A 19,606-nucleotide genomic window follows, 5' to 3' on the forward strand; every position below is an offset into this window, starting at 1 on the left:
TTTTATTTTTTGTTCAAAAATTAAGCCACTATTGGTTGCAACACTACTAATGCTTGCTTTACAGATTTAATATTCTCAAATGTAAGTAATAAACGCAAACCTCCTCTTGTTTGTTTCTCTTTCATTTTTGCTGCATTAGGATGTGTTTGTACAAATTGTAACACTTTGGTAAATCCGTGACTTTGGTAAAACGCACTTTGTTGGTCGTTAATAAAATAACCTACTAATTTGCCGTGTTTCATGATAACCTTTTCTAAACCAATTTTTGTTGCTATCCATTTTATACGAACACTATTTAATAAATCTACAACTTGTTTTGGCAGTTCTCCAAAACGATCGATAAGTTGATTCTCAAAAACCTGAAGTTCCTCTTCTGTTTTAATAGTATTAAGCTGTGTGTAAAGATTTAATCGTTCAGTAATATTGTTTACATAGTCATCTGGAAACAACAACTCAAAATCAGAATCTATGGTAATATCTTTTACATACTCTTTATCTACACCTTCGTCTTGATATAAATCTTTAAACTCATTTTCTTTTAATTCTTCAATAGCTTCATTTAATATTTTCTGGTAGGTATCAAAACCAATATCATTAATAAAACCACTTTGTTCTCCACCAAGTAAATCACCTGCTCCACGAATTTCTAAATCCTTCATGGCTATATTAAATCCGCTTCCCAATTCAGAAAATTGCTCTAGTGCAGTTATACGTTTACGAGCATCATCTGTCATAGCAGAATATTCTGGTGTGATGAAATAGCAAAACGCTTTTTTATTACTTCGTCCTACTCGACCTCGCATTTGATGTAAATCACTTAACCCAAAATTATTAGCATTATTGATAAAAATTGTATTAGCGTTAGGTACATCTAGTCCGCTTTCTACAATAGTTGTACTTACCAACACGTCAAACTCACCATTCATAAAAGAGAGCATTAAATTTTCAAGTTTCTTGCCATCTAATTGACCATGACCAACACCAACTTTAGCATCTGGAACTAGCCTTTGAATCATACCTGCAACTTCTTTTATGTTTTCTATTCGATTATGAATAAAGAACACTTGTCCGCCACGTTGAATTTCATAAGTAATCGCATCTCTAATGGTCTCTTCATTAAATCTTACAACATGACTTTCTATAGGATAACGATTTGGTGGAGGTGTTGTAATAACCGACAAATCTCTTGCTGCCATTAAGCTAAATTGAAGTGTACGCGGAATAGGAGTTGCTGTTAATGTAAGCACATCAACATTGTCTTTTAAAGTCTTTAATTTCTCTTTTACAGCAACACCAAATTTTTGCTCTTCATCAACAATAAGCAAACCTAAATCTTTAAACTTTACATTTTTATTTACGAGTTGATGTGTTCCTATAATAATATCAACATGACCATTTTCAAGGCTTTCAAGTGTTTCGCGTTTTTCTTTGGCTGTTCTAAAACGATTCACATAATCAACAGTTACAGGAAAATCTTTTAACCGTTCTGTAAACGTTCTATAATGCTGATAAGCCAAAATAGTTGTAGGCACTAAAACCGCAACTTGCTTACCATTATCAACGGCTTTAAATGCAGCTCTTATAGCAACTTCAGTTTTTCCAAAGCCAACATCGCCACAAACCAATCTATCCATTGGTCGTTCGCTTTCCATATCAGCTTTAATATCTGCTGTCGATGACATTTGATCAGGAGTATCTTCATACAAAAACGATGCTTCTAGCTCCAATTGCATATAGCTATCTGGTTTATACTGATAGCCTTTTTCCAGCTTGCGTTTAGCATACACCTGAATTAAATTAAAGGCAATTTCTTTAACTCTAGATTTTGTTTTCTGCTTTAAGGTTTTCCAAGCATTACTTCCAAGCTTATAAATTTTTGGAGGTTTACCATCTTTCCCATTAAACTTGGTAATTTTATGTAACGAGTGAATGCTTAAATACAGCACATCACGTTCGCCATAAATCAGTTTAATAGCTTCTTGTTTTTTGCCTTCTACATCAATTTTTTGCAAACCACCAAAACGTCCTATTCCATGATCGATATGTGTTACATAATCTCCAATATCGAGGTTTGTCAACTCTTTTAGAGTTATAGCTTGCTTTTTAGCGTAACCGTTTTTCAGATGAAACTTATGGTAACGCTCAAATATTTGATGATCTGTATAACAGGTAATTTTATTGTCGTGATCTATAAATCCTTGAAACAAGGATAATACAATTGTTTTATAATGTACATCTTGCTCAACATCTTCAAAAATATCGTGAAAACGTTTGGCTTGTTGTTCGCTTACACAAGCAATATAATTGGTGTAACCTTTATCATGAGATGCATTAAGGTTTTCAATTAACAAATCGAATTGTTTATTAAAAGACGGTTGAGGAGAAGTGTTGAATTGAATTGTTTCACTATTAAAATAGCTTGAAGTTCCAAACTCAACTAATGTATATTCTAATAATTGTCGTTTAAGCAATTCTGAGTTGCAAAACAACTCGTTAGGAGACGCATGTTTTATGTCTTTTGAAAGTGTTTTAAAAGCGTCTTCAGCTTTACCAAAAAAATTATCAATTCTTGAAAATAATAAATCTGCATTTTTAGTAAATACAATTGTTTTTGAAGCAATATACTTTAAGAAACTCTCTCTGCTTTCTTCTAAAAACTTATTCTCAACATTTGGAATAATACTTATTTTTTTAATCTGTTCTGTAGATAATTGTGTTTCTACATCAAAAGTTCTAATACTATCTACTTCGTCTCCAAAAAACTCAATTCGATAAGGTTCATCATGCGAAAATGAAAACACATCTACAATGCCTCCTCTTACAGAAAACTCGCCAGGTTCAGTCACAAAATCGACACGTTTGAATTGGTACTCAAACAACACTTCGTTTACAAAATCGATTGACAAATTATCGTTAAGTGAAATTTTAAGTGTATTTCGCTCAAGTTCCTTTCTTGTTACCACCTTTTCAAACAAAGCATCAGGATAGGTAACAATAATGGCTGGTTTTTTACGAGAATTGATTCGGTTTAAAACTTCAGCTCGCAACAACACGTTTGCATTATCGGTTTCTTCAATTTGATATGGACGACGATAACTTCCAGGATAAAACAATACATCTTTATCGTTAAGCAATAATTCTAAGTCATTAAGATAAAAAGCCGCTTCTTCTTTGTCATTAAAAACCAATAAAAATGGTACTTCAGATTGCTTAAATGTTTCTGAAATAATAAACGATAATGACGACCCAACAAGTCCTTTAAGATGTAATTTGGGCTTGTCCTGAGCACTGCGACTTCGCTCAGTATAAACTCCGTCGAAAGGTTGATTTTTGGCAATAGCAATTTGCAGATTTTGCGTTTGCAAAGTCTGTGCATAGGTTTGCGAGAGATGTGATTTACTCAAGACAATTTATTTTGTACAAATATAAAATTTTGTGATAGAGTTTGTTGTTAAAAAGTAATTTTAAAATTATATTTAATAGGTATTTTTCATTCTTATTATATAGGCTTATTAACCTTACTTTATAGATGATTTATATTTCAAAAGATAAAAAAAATATGTAGGTTTGCAGAACCTTAAAAACAAGAAAATTATGTCAATTTCAGATTTATTTGATAGTGGATTTAAAAAGCGTAATGAAGACCATTTTGCAGCAATAGTAAGAGTTGCTATGGATGATGGTGTTATATCTGACGATGAAAAAGCGTTTTTAGATAGATTGGCTCGTAATTTAGACATTAGCGAAAGTGATTATAAGTTAATTTTAAAAGATTACCAATCTCATCCTATTAATCCACCAACCTCTTATGACAGACGTTTAGAGCGTTTATATGATTTGGCTCGTATGGTTCAAGTTGACCATATTAAAGGAGACCATGAAGAAATTTTATTAAGAAAAATAGGAATTGGGCTAGGCTTTTCTCCAGACAATGTAAAGTATGTTGTTGACAAAGCATTAACTTTAGTTAGTAATGGTGTTGATTTAGATACTTTTACAGAAGAAATTAAAAACATGAATAGATAATTTATTAATCTATAAATAAAAAAAGCCACATCAAATGATGTGGCTTTTTTGTTTTCTATAATTACTTAATTACAAATCAAACTTAATCCCTTGTGCTAAAGGTAAGCTTGTTGTATAATTTATGGTATTTGTTTGTCTACGCATATACACTTTCCAAGCATCAGATCCAGACTCGCGTCCTCCACCAGTTTCTTTTTCACCTCCAAAGGCTCCACCAATTTCTGCTCCTGATGTTCCAATATTTACGTTTGCTATTCCGCAATCAGAACCTTGTACTGATAAGAATGCTTCTGCTTCACGCAAATTATTAGTCATAATGGCTGATGACAATCCTTGCGCAACACCATTTTGAATTTCTAATGCATTATGTACATCTCCTGAATATTTTAATAAGTATAAAACTGGAGCAAATGTTTCATGCTGTACAATTTTAAATTCTGGTTTTGCTTCAGCAATTGCTGGTTTTACATAACAACCACTTTCATAACCTTCGCCAGAAAGAACACCTCCTTCAACAATAACATTTCCACCTTCTTCAACAACTTGAGTTAATGCATTTTGATACATTTTTACTGCATCCTTGTCAATTAATGGTCCAACATGATTTTTTTCATCTAATGGGTTTCCAATACGTAATTGTTTGTAAGCATCAACTACAGCATTTTTAACAGTGTCGTACATGCTTTCGTGAATAATCAATCGGCGAGTTGATGTACAACGTTGTCCTGCTGTACCAACCGCTCCAAATACAGCTCCAATAACAGTCATTTTTACATCAGCATCTGGTGTTACAATAATTGCATTGTTACCACCTAATTCAAGTAAAGATTTTCCTAAACGTCCTGCTACTTCTTTAGCAACTATTTTTCCCATTCTTGTACTTCCTGTTGCAGATACTAAAGGTATTCTTGTGTCTTTAGTCATCATCTCTCCAACTCTATAATCGCCATTAATTAAACAAGAAATCCCTTCTGGTAAATTATTAGCCGCAAAAACTTCAGCTGCTATATTCTGGCAAGCAATACCACACATTGGTGTTTTTTCACTTGGCTTCCAAACGCAAACATCACCACAAATCCATGCTAAAGCTGTATTCCATGACCAAACAGCTACAGGAAAATTAAATGCTGAAATAATACCAACAACACCAAGCGGATGATATTGCTCATACATTCTGTGTCCTGGACGTTCAGAGTGCATTGTTAATCCGTGAAGTTGACGAGATAAACCAACAGCAAAGTCACAGATGTCAATCATTTCTTGAACTTCTCCTAAACCTTCTTGGTATGATTTACCCATTTCATATGAAACAAGTTTTCCTAAAGCTTCTTTTTTCTCTCTTAATTTTTCACCAAACTGACGAACAATTTCTCCACGCTGTGGTGCAGGCATAGTTCTCCAAGTTTTAAAAGCTTTGGTTGCAGCATCCATTACTTTATCGTAATCTGCTTGTGTAGTTGTTTTAACTTTACCAATTAATTTACCGTCAACTGGAGAATAGCTTTCAATAATATCTCCATTAGAAAAGTTGTTAGAACCTGTTGAAGTTCCTTCATTTATATCTTTTACTCCAAGTTGTTTTAATGCTTTTTCAATTCCGAAATCGGTAGCAATTGCTTCCATATATATCTATTTTTTACGAATTATTAAATTTTGATGCGAAGATACTAATAAAATGTTGTTTTTACCTGAAGCATACATTGTAAAAAAATGTAACTTTAGTGTTTAATCTTTTAAACATCCAACATGAGAAAATTAATGTATTGCATATCGTTTTTATTTCTTTTATCAAGCTGTAAGGACAGTGAGAAACAACTTAAAGTTGAAAAACCTATTGAATCTCCTAAAGCTGAATTTTCTATTGTAATACACGGAGGAGCTGGTACCATATTGAGAGAAAATATGACTCCAGAAGACGAAGCAGCTTACAAAGCAAAGCTCGAAGAAGCTATTAAAGTAGGTTACGAAATTTTAAAAAATGGAGGAAGCAGTCTAGATGCTGTTGAAAAAACTATAAACGTAATGGAAGATTCGCCTTTGTTTAATGCTGGTAAAGGCGCTGTGTTTACAAATGCTGAAACCAATGAATTAGATGCATCGATAATGGATGGAAAAACATTAAATGCAGGTGCTTCTGCTGGTACAACTATTGTAAGAAACCCAATAAATTTAGCAAGAGCAATAATGGAAAAATCGCCTCATGTAATGTTATCTGGAAAAGGTGCTGAAGAGTTTGCTAAAGAACAAGGAATACAAATTGTTGACCCTAGTTATTTCTTTACTGAAAGACGATACAATTCACTTTTAAAAATTAAAGAAACTGAAAAAGTAGAATTAGACCACGACGACAAAACTGCTTTTTATGATCCAACTATTAAAGATTCAAAATTTGGTACTGTTGGATGTGTTGCTTTAGATAAAAACGGAAATCTTGCTGCTGGAACTTCTACTGGTGGAATGACCAACAAACGTTGGGGACGCATTGGTGATGCTCCAATAATTGGCGCTGGAACTTATGCAAATAATAATACATGTGCTGTATCGAGCACTGGTTGGGGAGAATTTTTTATTCGTGCTATGGTTGCCCACGACATTTCTGCTTTAATGGAATATAAAGGCTTAACACTACAAGAAGCTGCAAAAGAAGTTATACAGAAAAAAGTACCTCAACTTGGTGGTGATGGTGGTATAGTTGCTGTAGATAAAAACGGAAATATGGTAATGGAATTTAATACTGCTGGTATGTATAGAGCATCAATGAATGACAAAGGCGAACTATATATTGGTATATACAAAGACTAAACTTTATGACGAATTTAACGCTTCATAAAAGTCTAACGTATTAAAAAAACTCGTATTTTAATTAACAGGAAAACGCCTACTTTTCTTTTCGTCTAAATCATCACCAAATACCATCAGTACTATGTCTCTAAAAAAGCTTTTTGCCATCACATTTTTACTAACTCTAGTTGTTTCTTGTAAAAAAAAGGAAGTCGAAGAAGAAACCGATAATCTATTTAAATTCAGAGAATATATTAGTTATACTACATCTGGAGTTGTGTCAATTGCCGATCCAATTGTAATTAATTTAGCTACTGATGTCGAAGGTTGGGAAGCTGGTAAAGAGATAAAAGACGCTATTGTTGCAATAGACCCTTATGTACAAGGAAAATTAACTGTTGCCAATGCTCATGCACTAACATTTACTCCAGACGAACACCTTAAACCAGATACAGAATATACAGTTTCGGTGAAGTTGAGTAAAATTTATAAAAACTTACCTAAAGGCTTTGAAACCTATACATTTAAATTTAAAACCATCACTCCAAATTTTAGTGTAACAACCAATAATTTACAGTCTTACAGTAAAAATTGGCAATACTTAGAAGCGGTTTTAAGAACTTCAGATATTGTATCGCTAAAAAATGCAAAGCAACTGGTTGAAGCCTATCAGAATGGAAAAAAATTAAAACTGCAATGGAATGATGCTATTGATAATGCAACGCTTTTTGAATTTAAAATTGATAGTATTAATCGCCTTATTGAAGATAGCGATATTTTAGTGAAATGGAATGGAAAAGCTATAAACGCTGATAATGAAGGTGAAAATAAAGTAATGATTCCTGGCATTAATAACTTTACAATTGTTAATGTAGAGGTGATTCAAACTCCAGAACAATATCTATCCATCAATTTTTCTGACCCTTTAAAAAAGCAACAAAATTTTGATGGATTAGTGACTATTCAAAATGCTAAAAGCCCAAAATATATTGTTGATGGTAATGTGTTAAAAGTATATCCAGATAATAAATTAGTTGGTAATGTTTTAGTTGACGTCTTTCAAGGTATCACTAATACAGATGGCTTTAAGCTCAAAAAACCATTCTCCGAAACGATTTCTTTTGAAGAGTTAAAACCTCAAGTGCGTTTAATAAGTAACGGAACCATATTACCAAATTCGGAAGAATTAAAATTCAATTTTGAAGCTGTTAATTTAAAGGCTGTTGATGTAAGAGTTATTAAAATATTTGAAGATAATGTGCTTCAGTTTTTACAAGATAACGACCTACAAAGCAATAACGAAACTGCTATAAAACGTGTTGGTCGTCGTATTGCAAAACAAACCATAACATTACAAAATGATGGTGTTGAAAATGATGGTCGTTGGAAAGCATACAGCATCGATTTATCTAAATTTTTTAAAGCCGATCCAGGTGCAATATATCGTATAGAGTTGAGTATTAAAAAAGAATATTCTTTATTCAATTGTGATAATTATACGAATATTGATAATGCTGAAGATGACTATTATGAAGATTATTATTACGAAGACGATTATTACTACAACGAAAACTATAATGAAAGTTACACAGAAGATGACGATTTAAGAGAAGAAGAATATTGGGATAATCTAACTTACAGATATAGAAACTCAAACTATAATTGGAGAGAACGCAATAACCCTTGTCATGATGCCTATTATAACGAAAACAGAATTGTATCTCAAAACCTATTGGCTTCTAATCTCGGAGTCATTGTTAAACAAGGTGCAAATAACGCATACTATTTTGCTGTCACTAATATTTTAAACACTAATCCAGAATCTGGCGCAACTATAAAGTTGTATAATTTTCAGCAACAAGAAATCAATAAGGCAACAACTGATGGTGAAGGTCTGGCAAAAATAAATTCAAACAAATATGCTTCGTTTGCCATTGTTACAAAAGGAAAAAACACAACATACATAAAATTAGCCGATGGAAATTCTCTATCCTTAAGCAAATTTGATGTCTCTGGTAATAGCCTACAACGAGGGCTTAAAGGCTATATTTATGGAGAGCGTGGTGTATGGCGACCAGGTGATTCGTTATTTTTAACTTTTATGTTAAATGACAATGATAATAAACTCCCAAAAGGACATCCTGTAAAAATGGAAATTACAGATCCTAATGGAAAACTGATTTACAAAAACGTCACGACCGATAATGTCAATAATTTTTACCGATTCACAGTTCCTACATCTTCCGAAGGTAAAACAGGAAGTTACAATGCAAAAGTATCCGTTGGTGGTGCATCGTTTTATAAGAGTTTACGAGTTGAAACTGTTAAACCAAATCGATTAAAAATAAAAGTAGATTTTGAAAACGAAATACTAACAAGTAACGAACCACTTAAAGGGACTTTAGATGTAAAATGGCTTCATGGAGCTGTTGCAAAAAACCTTAAAGCTGAAATTAAGGCAAAATTCAGTACGTCTTATGCTGGATTTAAAAATTATAAAGATTACGAATTCACAGACCCAACTCGAAGTTTTTCGTCAGAAGAACTTAATGTTTTTGAAGGAAAAGTAGATGAAAACGGAATCGCAAAAATCAATAACAAATTAGATATTGGCAAAAATGCGCCTGGACTACTAAACGTTCAGTTTTTGGTACGTGCATTCGAAAATGGAGGCGACTTTTCTTTAGATGCATTTACTAAAACTTACGCTCCTTACGAGTCTTTTGTTGGGCTTCGTTCACCTAAAGGGAATATGTATGGTTCGTTTTTTACAGATGAAAATCAAACCTTTGATATTGTAGTTGTAGATGCTCAAGGCAAACCTGTAAAAAGAGATAATCTTGAAGTTAAGGTGTATAAAGTAGAATGGCGTTGGTGGTGGAACTCTTCTTACGATAATTTATCAAGCTACGTATCGAGTAATTACCACAGACCTTTTTTAGATAAAAAAGTGAGTATTGATGCTAACGGAAAAGGAAAATTCACATTAAAAATCCCTGAAAATGAACGTGGTCGATACCTTATAAGAGTGAATGATCCAAAAAGTGGTCATGCTACAGGTCGTACTGCATATTTTTATAAAAACTGGTATCAAACGTCACCTTCATCAGATAAAGAAGCTGCTAAAATGCTTGTCTTTGCTGCTGATAAAGAAAAATATAATGTAGGCCAAACAGCTAAAATTACGTTCCCATCTGGCACAGAAGGGAGAGCATTAATTAGTATTGAAAATGGTTCTGATGTTTTGTCTCATAAATGGGTAAAAACCACAAAAGGAGAAACAACAGTTAATATCCCAATTACTGCCGAAATGGCTCCAAACGTATTTATTAATATTTCATTATTGCAACCTCATGCAACAACTGCTAATGATTTACCATTACGTTTATATGGTGTTATTCCTATTCTTGTAGAAAATCCAAGCACAAAATTATCACCAGAAATTAAGATGCCTAGTAGTCTTCAACCTGAACAACAGTTTGAAGTTGTTGTATCTGAAAAAAACAAAAAAGCAATGACTTACACTATTGCTATGGTTGAAGAAGGCTTGTTAGATTTAACACGTTTTAAAACTCCAAATGCTTGGGATGCATTTTATGCTCGTGAAGCTTTAGGCGTGAAAACTTGGGATGTTTTTGACGATGTGATTGGTGCTTATTCTGGAAGTATAGACCAAGTATTTGCAATTGGTGGTGATGGAAGTGCAGCTGCAGGGAAAAACCAAAAAGCAAACCGATTCAAGCCAGTAGTAACATATTTAGGACCTTTTAAACTGGAAGCTGGAGCTAAAGCAACACACAAAATAAAAATGCCAAATTATATTGGTGCTGTTAGAACAATGATTGTTGCTGGTGATGCTAAAACTGAAGCTTATGGAAGTGTCGATAAATCTGTTGAGGTTAAAAAACCACTTATGGTCTTGGCAACCTTACCTCGTAAGTTAAGTCCAGGTGAAAAAGTAACACTTCCTGTTACTGTTTTCGCAATGGAACCTAATGTGAAAAATGTAAACATCAGCTTAAAATTAAGCAATGGAATTGAAGTTGTTGGCGATAGAAGTAAATCGCTAACCTTTGCAAGACCAGATGAGCAAATGGCATATTTTGAATTAGATGTTAGCAAAGCTAATGGGTTTAATACTGTTGAAGTAATTGCCACAGGGAATGGTGAAAAATCGACTTACAAAGTTGAGATTGATGTGTATAATCCTAATCCTATCACATCAAAAGTATTAGAAAAAACAATGGAAGCTAATGCAAATGCTTCATTAGATTTTTCCACCTTTGGTGTTGTAGGAACCAATTCGGCAACTGTTGAATTTTCAACAATGCCACCAATGGATTTTTCAAGACGACTTCAGTATTTAGTACAATATCCTCATGGTTGTTTGGAGCAAACCACATCGAGTGTGTTTCCTCAATTATATTTAAACGATATTTTTGATTTGCCATATAAGAAGAAGCAAGAAATAAAATCGAATATCGAAAACGGGATAAAACGTTTGGGTAATTTTCAACATCCAAATGGTGGTATGAGTTATTGGATGGGTGAAAATACAGCCAACGACTGGAGTACAAGTTACGCAGGACATTTTATGATTGAAGCCGAGAAAAAAGGATTTGTATTGCCATTAACCTTTAAAAGCAATTGGTTAAAATACCAAAAGCAAGCTGCTCAAGATTGGCGACCAAGCTATAAAACTTACAATTCCGATTTAGCACAAGCCTATCGTTTATATACATTAGCATTGGCTGGAAGTCCAGATTTGGCATCAATGAATCGCTTAAGAGAATTTAGTGAAATTTCAAATGAAGCCAAATGGCGACTCGCTGCCGCTTATGCTTTAGCAGGACAAAAAGAAGCCAGTAACAAAATATCGAGTACAGCAAACATCAATTTTACACCTCCAAAGTATAATTATTATACCTATGGTTCGGTTGATAGAAACAGAGCAATGGCTTTAGAAACCATGATTCTGACTAAAAATTCTAAAATGCGAGAATTGGCGCAATACATTGCTAAAGATTTATCGAGCGACCAATGGATGAGCACACAAACTACGGCGTATAGTTTATTGGCAATGGCAAAAATGGTAGAAGCTAATGGAGGAAAGGCTATGAAGCTAACGTATACTTTTAATGGAAAAACCGAAACTATCGATACTAAAAGCGCAATTGCACAACGAGAATTATCTGTAAAAGATGGAAACAATTCGTTTTCATTTAAAAACAATTTAGATAATGTTGTGTATGTACGAGTGCTTAATTCTGGAAAACTACCTTTAGGTCAAGAAATAGCAGAGCAACGAGGTTTAAGTGTTTCTGTTGAATATAAAGATTTAAAAGGCAACAAGATTGATATCAGTAAACTGCAACAAGGACAAGATTTTGTTGCAACTGTAAAAGTGAGTAACCTCAAAGACGAAAACGTAAATGATGTGGCATTAACACAAATATTCCCTTCAGGATGGGAAATTGTCAACACACGTTTTACCGATTTTGGAGACAACACTACTAGTCAAGCACGATTTACAGATATAAGAGATGATAGAGTTAACTTCTATTTTGATTTGAATAGACGAGGACAATATGACACTAAAACTTTTAATATTATGTTGAATGCTTCTTATTTAGGAACCTATTATTTACCAGGAATTCAAGCAGAGGCTATGTATGATAATGAGTATTTGGTGCGTACTAAAGGTCGTTGGGTTGAGGTAGAGAAATAATCTACCTCTTCAACGTAAAATGACCTTTAAGCTCTTGTCCATCAATATTAATAACATACCAATAATCAGACATTGGTAATGGTTGGTTTTTAAAAGTACCATCCCAAGCAAATGGACTATTTTTAGAACTAATTAATAATCGACCATAACGATCAAAAATATAGACCTCAGAATGATTATAGAACTCGATACCTTTTAAATTAAAGGTATCGTTTTCTGTATCACCATTAGGTGTGAAAAATTTAGGAACCCAAAAGTGTAAATATTCAATTGATGCAACACCACAACCACTGCGCTCTCTAACATAAATCGTATATAATCCGCCTTCAATAGTATTAAAAACTGGATTTAATTGATAGTTGATTCCATCTAAAGAATATTCAAAATCGCCTGTATTTGCAGTAGAAATAATAATATCTGTACCTTCAGACTCTACCGAACCAATAACTGGATTATCTATTTGAGTTAGTGTTATTGTTTTTGTTGCCGAACAACCATTTCCATTTGTTACAATAACTGTATATATTCCTGATGTGTTTACTGTAGTTTGTGAAATGACATCTCCTGTACTCCATAAATAGGTCATATTCTGAACATTTGCATATAAGGTAATATCTTCCCCTTCGCAAAAGGTGAGTTCTTCATCCACTACAACTGGAACAGGATAAAATACTATACTAACAGCTGTACGATTATTTGACACACAATTACCATTACTTGTTACTGCTTCTGCATAATATGTTCCTGCCACATTAGTAGGATACGAATCGCTTTCAGACAATAAAAGGTTACCTCCACTTGGAGCGTCATACCAATTTACAATCACATCAGCTGGTACTGTTACTGAAACAGATTGAGTATCATTCCCGCAATTTTCAATATTACCATTACTAATTGGAGCTTCTGGGACTTCGATTACACGAATTTCAAAAACTTCTGACAGTGAGCTACATTGAGGGTTCGCCAAATTAACAGCATCTTCGGCTACTTTAACTCTATAATAAGTTGTTGTATTTATATTAGGTGTTATGTATGATTGGTAAGTTTCGCCAACAATATCAACCCATATTGTATTATCAGTACTTTCTTGCCATTGATAAGCATGAGTTGTATAAATTGAAAAGTCTGGATTAGCTGTTAATTGAGTTGCAAAAGGAGTATCGTTTTCACATACCATGATTGTAGCATTAGATTGTGAATCTTCAATAACAATATTATCGCCACAAGTTTTAAATACTATATCATCTATTGCTAAATCATTTCCACAACCACCAACACCATTATTTATCATTTTTAAAATCACAGAAGTTTGAGCTGGTAAGGTTTGAAATGTAAGCCCAAATTGTTCCCAAATAGCATTAGGTGTTCCTGCGATATTTCCAGTATCACCAGATGCCAACAAATTAGTATCTGTAATATCCCAAATCTGAAACTTAACATTTATTGGAATACCACTTCCGCCACATCCACTACTAGGTAATAAGTTTAATAACCATGAAGAAAATTCGTAAGATGTATTTTCACAAAGTCCGTTAATGGTCTGTCTAAAAAATTCGCCAGCTGTAAAATCTGCATTAACAATTAAGCTTCTTCCATTAGTATCGTTTGGTGTATGGTCTAAGGTATTATGCCAACCATACCAGTTTGTAGTGCTTGATACAGTATAAAACCCATCATTAGGTGCTGAATTAGCATAAGTATATGTTGTGGTTCCAAGAGGTAAAGCCACATTGTTTGTTCCTTCTCCAAAGGTTTCTATAAAAATAGGATCACCTGAATTCCCATTACAAAACCCAAGTTGTGCAAAAGCATTTGGAATACTTACACATAATAAAACGATTTGGATACTTTTTCTTAAAAATTTCACGTTTTAAAAATAAACATTATACCATAAAAACACAGCTAATGTTTATATTAGTAGTAAGTTTTTAATGAAAATTATAAACGCAATCGTTTTCGTTAATTTTAATTACACTTAATAATAAAAAATGAGGGCTTCAGAAATATTAAATAAAGCAAATCATCGCGATTTTGAATATCCTAAACGGCCTTGGAAGTTTTATCAGGAATGGAATAAAGCTATTTTTTTACATTGGGAAATTGAACCAGAGTTAATAAAACCTTTGCTGCCAAAATCTGTTGAATTAGATACCATTAATAACAAAGCATGGGTTAGTTTAGTTGCTTTTGACATGAATCATATTGGCATTAGAAACATGCCTAAAATACCTCATATTTCAGATTTTCATGAAATAAATATCAGAACCTACATTAAGTGTAATGGAAAGTCTAGTGTTTATTTTTTAAGTATGGAAGGTAGCAAACGATCATCATGTAAAGTTTTAAAAGCAATATCAAAGTTTCCTTACGAACATTCTAAAATGAAGCGAACAGATTTTAGTTATGAATCTCATAATTCAATCTCAAATAATAGTTTAGAACTTATTTACAGATTACAAATTGAAGCCACAAAAAAAGACGCTACAGATATCTGGTTGACTGAACGTTATGCTGTTTTTCAAGATTATAAAAACAAACTTATTGAATATGATGTGCATCATATAGAATGGCCAATTCAACCCATTTTAATAAAAAACCTAGAGTTAAATTATCCAAAATTTAATCACCTTATTAACAACCAACCCAATAGAGTACACTATTCTGAAGGTGTAAAAGTGCTAACGTGGGACAAAAGAAAACACAAATTATGACTTCTAATTTTGAGCCTTATTACGCTGTTATTTTTACTTCAAAACGAACTGAAGGTGATAATGGCTATGCTGAAATGTCACAGCTTATGAATAGTTTAGCCAAAAAGCAAAAAGGATTTATAGGTGTTGATAGTGCTCGAAACAATATAGGAATTACTGTTAGTTATTGGAAAAATTTAGAAGCCATAAAAAATTGGAAACAACAAACAGACCATTTAATGGCTCAAAAAAAAGGAAGGACAGATTGGTACAGTTGGTATAATGTGAAGATTTGTAAGGTTGAACGCGAATATGAGTTTGGACATTGAAACGAATTATTAATTACATTAAACGTCACAAAATCAAATCTACCATTGTATTTATACTTCTGGTAATTTACTATTTCTCATTGCCAAGGCAACTTTTTAAAGACCCAACAGCAACTGTTATTACAAGTTCTAATAATGAATTGCTTGGTGCTATGATTGCTAAAGATGGTCAATGGCGATTTCCTCATAATGATAGTATTCCTGACAAGTTTAAAACATGCATTATTCAATTTGAAGATGAATATTTTTATAAGCATCCTGGTTTTAATCCTGTTTCAATATTTAAAGCGCTTCGAGATAATATAAGTTCTGGAGATGTAAAACGTGGTGGTAGTACATTAACACAGCAAGTTGTTAGGTTATCAAGAAAAGGTCAATCACGAACCTATTTTGAAAAATTTAAAGAACTCATTTTGGCAACTCGATTAGAATTTAGAGCCTCAAAAGAAAAAATCTTGTCTTATTACAGTAGTAATGCACCTTTTGGAGGTAATGTTGTTGGTTTAGATGCCGCTTCGTGGCGTTATTTTAATAGAGAAGCCAACGAGTTGTCTTGGGCAGAAAGCGCAACACTTGCTGTATTACCAAATGCTCCAAGTCTTATTTATCCAGGTAAAAATCAAGAACGACTATTAACTAAACGAAACACATTACTAAAAAAACTGCTTCAAAATAAAATCATTGACTCGTTAACTTATGATTTGTCTATTGCTGAAGAGCTACCTCAAAAGCCATATGCATTGCCACAAATTGCGCCTCATTTACTGCAAAAAGTAACACAATCATACTATGGAAAACGAATAAAAACAACACTTAAAAAATCACTCCAAGAGCAAACCAACAGGATTGTGAGCAATCATTACAATCAATTAAGTCAGAATGAAATTTACAATATTGCTGTTTTAGTATTAGATGTAAAAACCCGAAAAGTCTTAGCTTATGTAGGTAATTCACCAACAGATAATGAACATCAAAAAGATGTCGATGTGATTGATAAGCCCAGAAGCACAGGCAGTATTTTAAAACCTTTTTTATATGCTGCTATGTTAGATGCTGGCGATATTCTGCCAAACACATTAGTCGCAGATGTGCCTTCACAATTTGGAAGTTATAACCCAGAAAATTTTGATAAAGAGTATGATGGCGCTGTTCCTGCAAGTAGAGCGTTATCACGTTCGTTAAATGTTCCTGCTGTGAGACTATTGCAGGAGTTCGGATTAGATCGTTTTCATCATTATTTAGAGGCTTTAAAACTCAAAGATTTAAAATACAATGCTAATCATTATGGTTTATCACTTATTCTTGGAGGTGCAGAAAGTAACCTTTGGGATTTATGTAAAAGCTACGCTGCTTTGTCTTCTACTTTAAATCATTTTAATGATACATCAAGTGAATATTTTACAAACGAATTTTGTGAGCCCACTTTTTTAGCTGATAATGATATCGATTTTGGTAAAAAAACCTCTGAAAAAACACTTTTTGATGCTGCATCAATTTATCTAACTTATGAAAGTTTAAAAAATGTTAACAGACCTGAAGGTGATGAAAATTGGGAGTTTTTTGATAGTTCTAAACAAATTGCCTGGAAAACAGGTACTAGCTTTGGCTTTAGAGATGCTTGGGCAATAGGTACAACAAAAGATTATGTAATTGGAGTATGGGTTGGTAATGCAGATGGCGAAGGCAGACCAGGTTTAGTTGGAGTGCAAACAGCAGCTCCAATTTTATTTGATGTTTTTGATGTGTTGCCAAATAGTAATTGGTTTTCTAAACCGTTTGATGAAATGCAGGAAGTAGATATTTGTACCAAAAGTGGCTATAGAGCCTCGGTAAACTGTGAAGAAAAAGAGCAAAAATTTATTCAGTTAAGCGGATTGAAAACTCAGCCTTGTCCTTATCATGTATTAGTTCATTTGGATAGAAATGAACAATATCAAGTGAATTCTTCTTGTGAAGATTTAGGGAATATTACTCATAAAACTTGGTTTGTATTACCACCATTAATGGAATATTATTACAAGTCTAAAAATCCATTTTATAAGTCATTACCTCAATTTAGAAGTGATTGTTTAGGTGACAATGCTATTAGCATGCAGTTTATATATCCGAAGGAAAATAACTCTATTTTTTTACCTAAAGATTTTGATGGAAAGCGAAACGAATTGATCTTAAAAATAGCACATTCTAAACCAGAAACTATTGTATTTTGGTATATAAATGAAACCTTTGTTGGAACCACAAAAGATATTCATGATATGGCAATCATTCCAAAACAAGGCAAACATTGGATTACTGTAGTTGATGAGTTTGGTAATGAAGCGAAGCGACAAATTGAGATTTCTCAATAATTATAAAGTTGAACCTTTAAAATTAGTATTTTTGTTTTCTAACCTTTCAAACACACATTTATGTATAGTACAATACAATTTCTACATTCTTATTGGGCTTATCTTGTCCTAACCATTTTAGTATTAGCAACCTTTAATGCGCTTATTAAGTTTTTTGGCAATAAAGAATTTCAGGCTAATGATTTTAGAATTTCATTGTTTGCATTAATTGTAACTCATATTCAATTGCTTTTAGGATTGATTCTTTATTTTGTCTCTCCTTTTGGATTGAAAAATATAACGGCAAACGGAATGGGAGGATTGGATTCTTTTTCAAGGTTATTGGCCGTAGAACATCCTTTTGTTGGAATATTAGCAGTTGTACTTATCACTATTGGTTATTCTAAACACAAAAAGAAACTAACTTCAAGACCTAAATTTAAAGTCTTATCCATTTTTTATACGCTTGGTTTAATTTTGGTTTTATCAAGAATTCCATGGAGTAATTGGTTTTAGAGAATAAAAAAGGCGCAAATGTTTATTTGCGCCTTTTTTATTTAATTGAATATTTTATTCTTTAACCTCTCTTAGTAGATAAATATACACTGGAAAGTGATCACTAAACCCATCAGTAAATCCACCATCAGACCAGCTTCTAAATGGGTAGCCTTTCCATCTACCTCTTTTGGTTGTTAAGTAGTATTTGTTATAAATAGCTGCTTTATACAATCTGAAAGAACTAAAATCTTTTTCTAAAAATGGTTTTGTTACTAAAATTTGATCAAATAAACTCCATGCATCTCTATAAGCAGTAGTACCTAAACCATCTTTATAAAAATTTTCGTAAGGATTATAAATTCCTTTAATATCTACTTCTTCTTTTTCTGCTTTTGCTTTTAATACCTCCTTAACACTTTCATTAGTTGGGTCGTCATTTAAATCTCCCATTGTAATTATCTTAGCATAAGGATCAATTACTTGTAAAGAATCTATGATATGCTTATTGAGTTTTGCCGCAGCAACTCGTTTAGATCTACTTCTTGCTTCACCTCCACTTCGTGATGGCCAGTGGCTAACTATAACATGTATTATTTCTCCATCTAATTTTCCAGTGACTAACAATTGATCTCGAGTATAAACTCTGTCTCGAGTATAATCATCGTAAATTTTTAATTCATGAGAACTTGTGCTAATTGGAGTAAATAATGCTTTTTGATATAAGAGAGCAACATCAATACCTCTAGCGTCAGGCGAATTATAGTGTATTATACCATAGTCTTTATCCAGTAATTGTGGGTCATTAGCCAAATCTACTAACACTTCTCTATTTTCAACTTCAGAAACACCAATTATTGCAGGTGCATTTTTAGCAAAATCAGCACCAACATCAGCTATAACTCTAGCCATATTCTTCACCTTTTTATTATAAGCGTCCTGTCTGTTAGTATTCATTTCCATAATCGGACTTGCTTCATCAAACTTAGTAACATCATTAATGGTATCAAATAGGTTTTCTAAATTGTAAAATGCAACAGTATGTATTTTAAATTTTTTTGCTTCTTGTGACCACATGTTAAAAACAAGGAGTAAAAAAAGTACTAATTGTAATTGTTTAAGCGATTTCATTTTTTGTATATTATTTTTATGTTATGTTAATACAAATGTTACGCCAAAAGTAGATATTTATTATAAATAATGTAAATTTGCAAGCCTTAAATAATTATT

Annotated in this window: 11 protein-coding genes; 7 read left to right on the top strand and 4 right to left on the bottom strand. The window is 32.8% G+C overall.

Annotated features, from left to right (window positions below; translation table 11 throughout):
• Positions 1 to 20 precede the first annotated feature (20 nt).
• Positions 21 to 3,404, bottom strand: coding sequence for a transcription-repair coupling factor (gene mfd / locus IEW41_RS10565; RefSeq protein WP_188606332.1), 3,384 nt, complete (start codon positions 3,402 to 3,404; stop codon positions 21 to 23).
• 190 nt (positions 3,405 to 3,594) lie between these two features.
• On the opposite strand from mfd, the gene IEW41_RS10570 reads away from it, so the two are divergent.
• Positions 3,595 to 4,026 (top strand): TerB family tellurite resistance protein, encoded by a 432-nt coding sequence (locus tag IEW41_RS10570; protein ID WP_188606333.1) that lies wholly within the window; start codon positions 3,595 to 3,597, stop codon positions 4,024 to 4,026.
• Between the two features lie 69 nt (positions 4,027 to 4,095).
• Here the strand turns inward: IEW41_RS10570 and amaB are convergent, their stop codons facing one another.
• Complete coding sequence (gene amaB, locus IEW41_RS10575) at positions 4,096 to 5,649, bottom strand: L-piperidine-6-carboxylate dehydrogenase (RefSeq protein ID WP_188606334.1); 1,554 nt, start codon at positions 5,647 to 5,649, stop codon at positions 4,096 to 4,098.
• Between the two features lie 123 nt (positions 5,650 to 5,772).
• On the opposite strand from amaB, the gene IEW41_RS10580 reads away from it, so the two are divergent.
• Positions 5,773 to 6,828: an isoaspartyl peptidase/L-asparaginase family protein gene (locus tag IEW41_RS10580; RefSeq protein ID WP_188606335.1), complete on the top strand. Its 1,056-nt coding sequence runs from the start codon at positions 5,773 to 5,775 to the stop codon at positions 6,826 to 6,828.
• A gap of 121 nt (positions 6,829 to 6,949) precedes the next feature.
• Entirely contained in the window at positions 6,950 to 12,535 is a 5,586-nt protein-coding gene (locus IEW41_RS10585; protein ID WP_188606336.1) for an alpha-2-macroglobulin family protein, read from the top strand.
• Position 12,536: 1 nt separating this feature from the next.
• Here the strand turns inward: IEW41_RS10585 and IEW41_RS10590 are convergent, their stop codons facing one another.
• Positions 12,537 to 14,402, bottom strand: coding sequence for a T9SS type B sorting domain-containing protein (locus IEW41_RS10590; RefSeq protein ID WP_229660214.1), 1,866 nt, complete (start codon positions 14,400 to 14,402; stop codon positions 12,537 to 12,539).
• Positions 14,403 to 14,523: 121 nt separating this feature from the next.
• Between IEW41_RS10590 and IEW41_RS10595 the strand changes: the two genes are divergently transcribed.
• From IEW41_RS10595 to IEW41_RS10610, 4 genes are read left to right on the top strand one after another with little or no spacing between them, the layout of a single operon-like run.
• Positions 14,524 to 15,246, top strand: coding sequence for a YqjF family protein (locus IEW41_RS10595; RefSeq protein WP_188606337.1), 723 nt, complete (start codon positions 14,524 to 14,526; stop codon positions 15,244 to 15,246).
• A complete protein-coding gene (locus IEW41_RS10600) occupies positions 15,243 to 15,554 on the top strand; it encodes an antibiotic biosynthesis monooxygenase family protein (protein ID WP_188606338.1) in 312 nt (103 codons plus the stop codon). The genes IEW41_RS10595 and IEW41_RS10600 overlap by 4 nt, the downstream gene beginning before the upstream one ends.
• A complete protein-coding gene (pbpC, locus tag IEW41_RS10605) occupies positions 15,551 to 17,902 on the top strand; it encodes a penicillin-binding protein 1C (RefSeq protein WP_188606339.1) in 2,352 nt (783 codons plus the stop codon). The genes IEW41_RS10600 and pbpC overlap by 4 nt, the downstream gene beginning before the upstream one ends.
• Positions 17,903 to 17,962: 60 nt before the next feature.
• Positions 17,963 to 18,397 carry a hypothetical protein gene (locus IEW41_RS10610; protein ID WP_188606340.1) on the top strand — a complete coding sequence of 145 codons (435 nt, stop codon included), beginning with the start codon at positions 17,963 to 17,965 and terminating at the stop codon, positions 18,395 to 18,397.
• Positions 18,398 to 18,451: 54 nt separating this feature from the next.
• Here the strand turns inward: IEW41_RS10610 and IEW41_RS10615 are convergent, their stop codons facing one another.
• Positions 18,452 to 19,507, bottom strand: a complete 1,056-nt coding sequence (locus tag IEW41_RS10615; protein ID WP_188606341.1) for an endonuclease/exonuclease/phosphatase family protein — start codon at positions 19,505 to 19,507, stop codon at positions 18,452 to 18,454.
• Between the last annotated feature and the right edge of the window lie 99 nt (positions 19,508 to 19,606).

The sequence above is a fragment of the Aquaticitalea lipolytica genome (assembly GCF_014641635.1).
Classification (GTDB): Bacteria; Bacteroidota; Bacteroidia; order Flavobacteriales; family Flavobacteriaceae; genus Aquaticitalea; species Aquaticitalea lipolytica.

Bases quoted from the DNA above. Each gene is read 5' to 3' on its own strand.
- IEW41_RS10570 (WP_188606333.1), top strand. From the start codon at position 3,595: ATGTCAATTTCAGATTTATTTGATAGTGGATTTAAAAAGCGTAATGAA.
- amaB (WP_188606334.1), bottom strand. From the start codon at position 5,649: ATGGAAGCAATTGCTACCGATTTCGGAATTGAAAAAGCATTAAAACAA.
- IEW41_RS10580 (WP_188606335.1), top strand. From the start codon at position 5,773: ATGAGAAAATTAATGTATTGCATATCGTTTTTATTTCTTTTATCAAGC.
- IEW41_RS10585 (WP_188606336.1), top strand. From the start codon at position 6,950: ATGTCTCTAAAAAAGCTTTTTGCCATCACATTTTTACTAACTCTAGTT.
- IEW41_RS10595 (WP_188606337.1), top strand. From the start codon at position 14,524: ATGAGGGCTTCAGAAATATTAAATAAAGCAAATCATCGCGATTTTGAA.
- IEW41_RS10600 (WP_188606338.1), top strand. From the start codon at position 15,243: ATGACTTCTAATTTTGAGCCTTATTACGCTGTTATTTTTACTTCAAAA.
- IEW41_RS10610 (WP_188606340.1), top strand. From the start codon at position 17,963: ATGTATAGTACAATACAATTTCTACATTCTTATTGGGCTTATCTTGTC.
- IEW41_RS10615 (WP_188606341.1), bottom strand. From the start codon at position 19,507: ATGAAATCGCTTAAACAATTACAATTAGTACTTTTTTTACTCCTTGTT.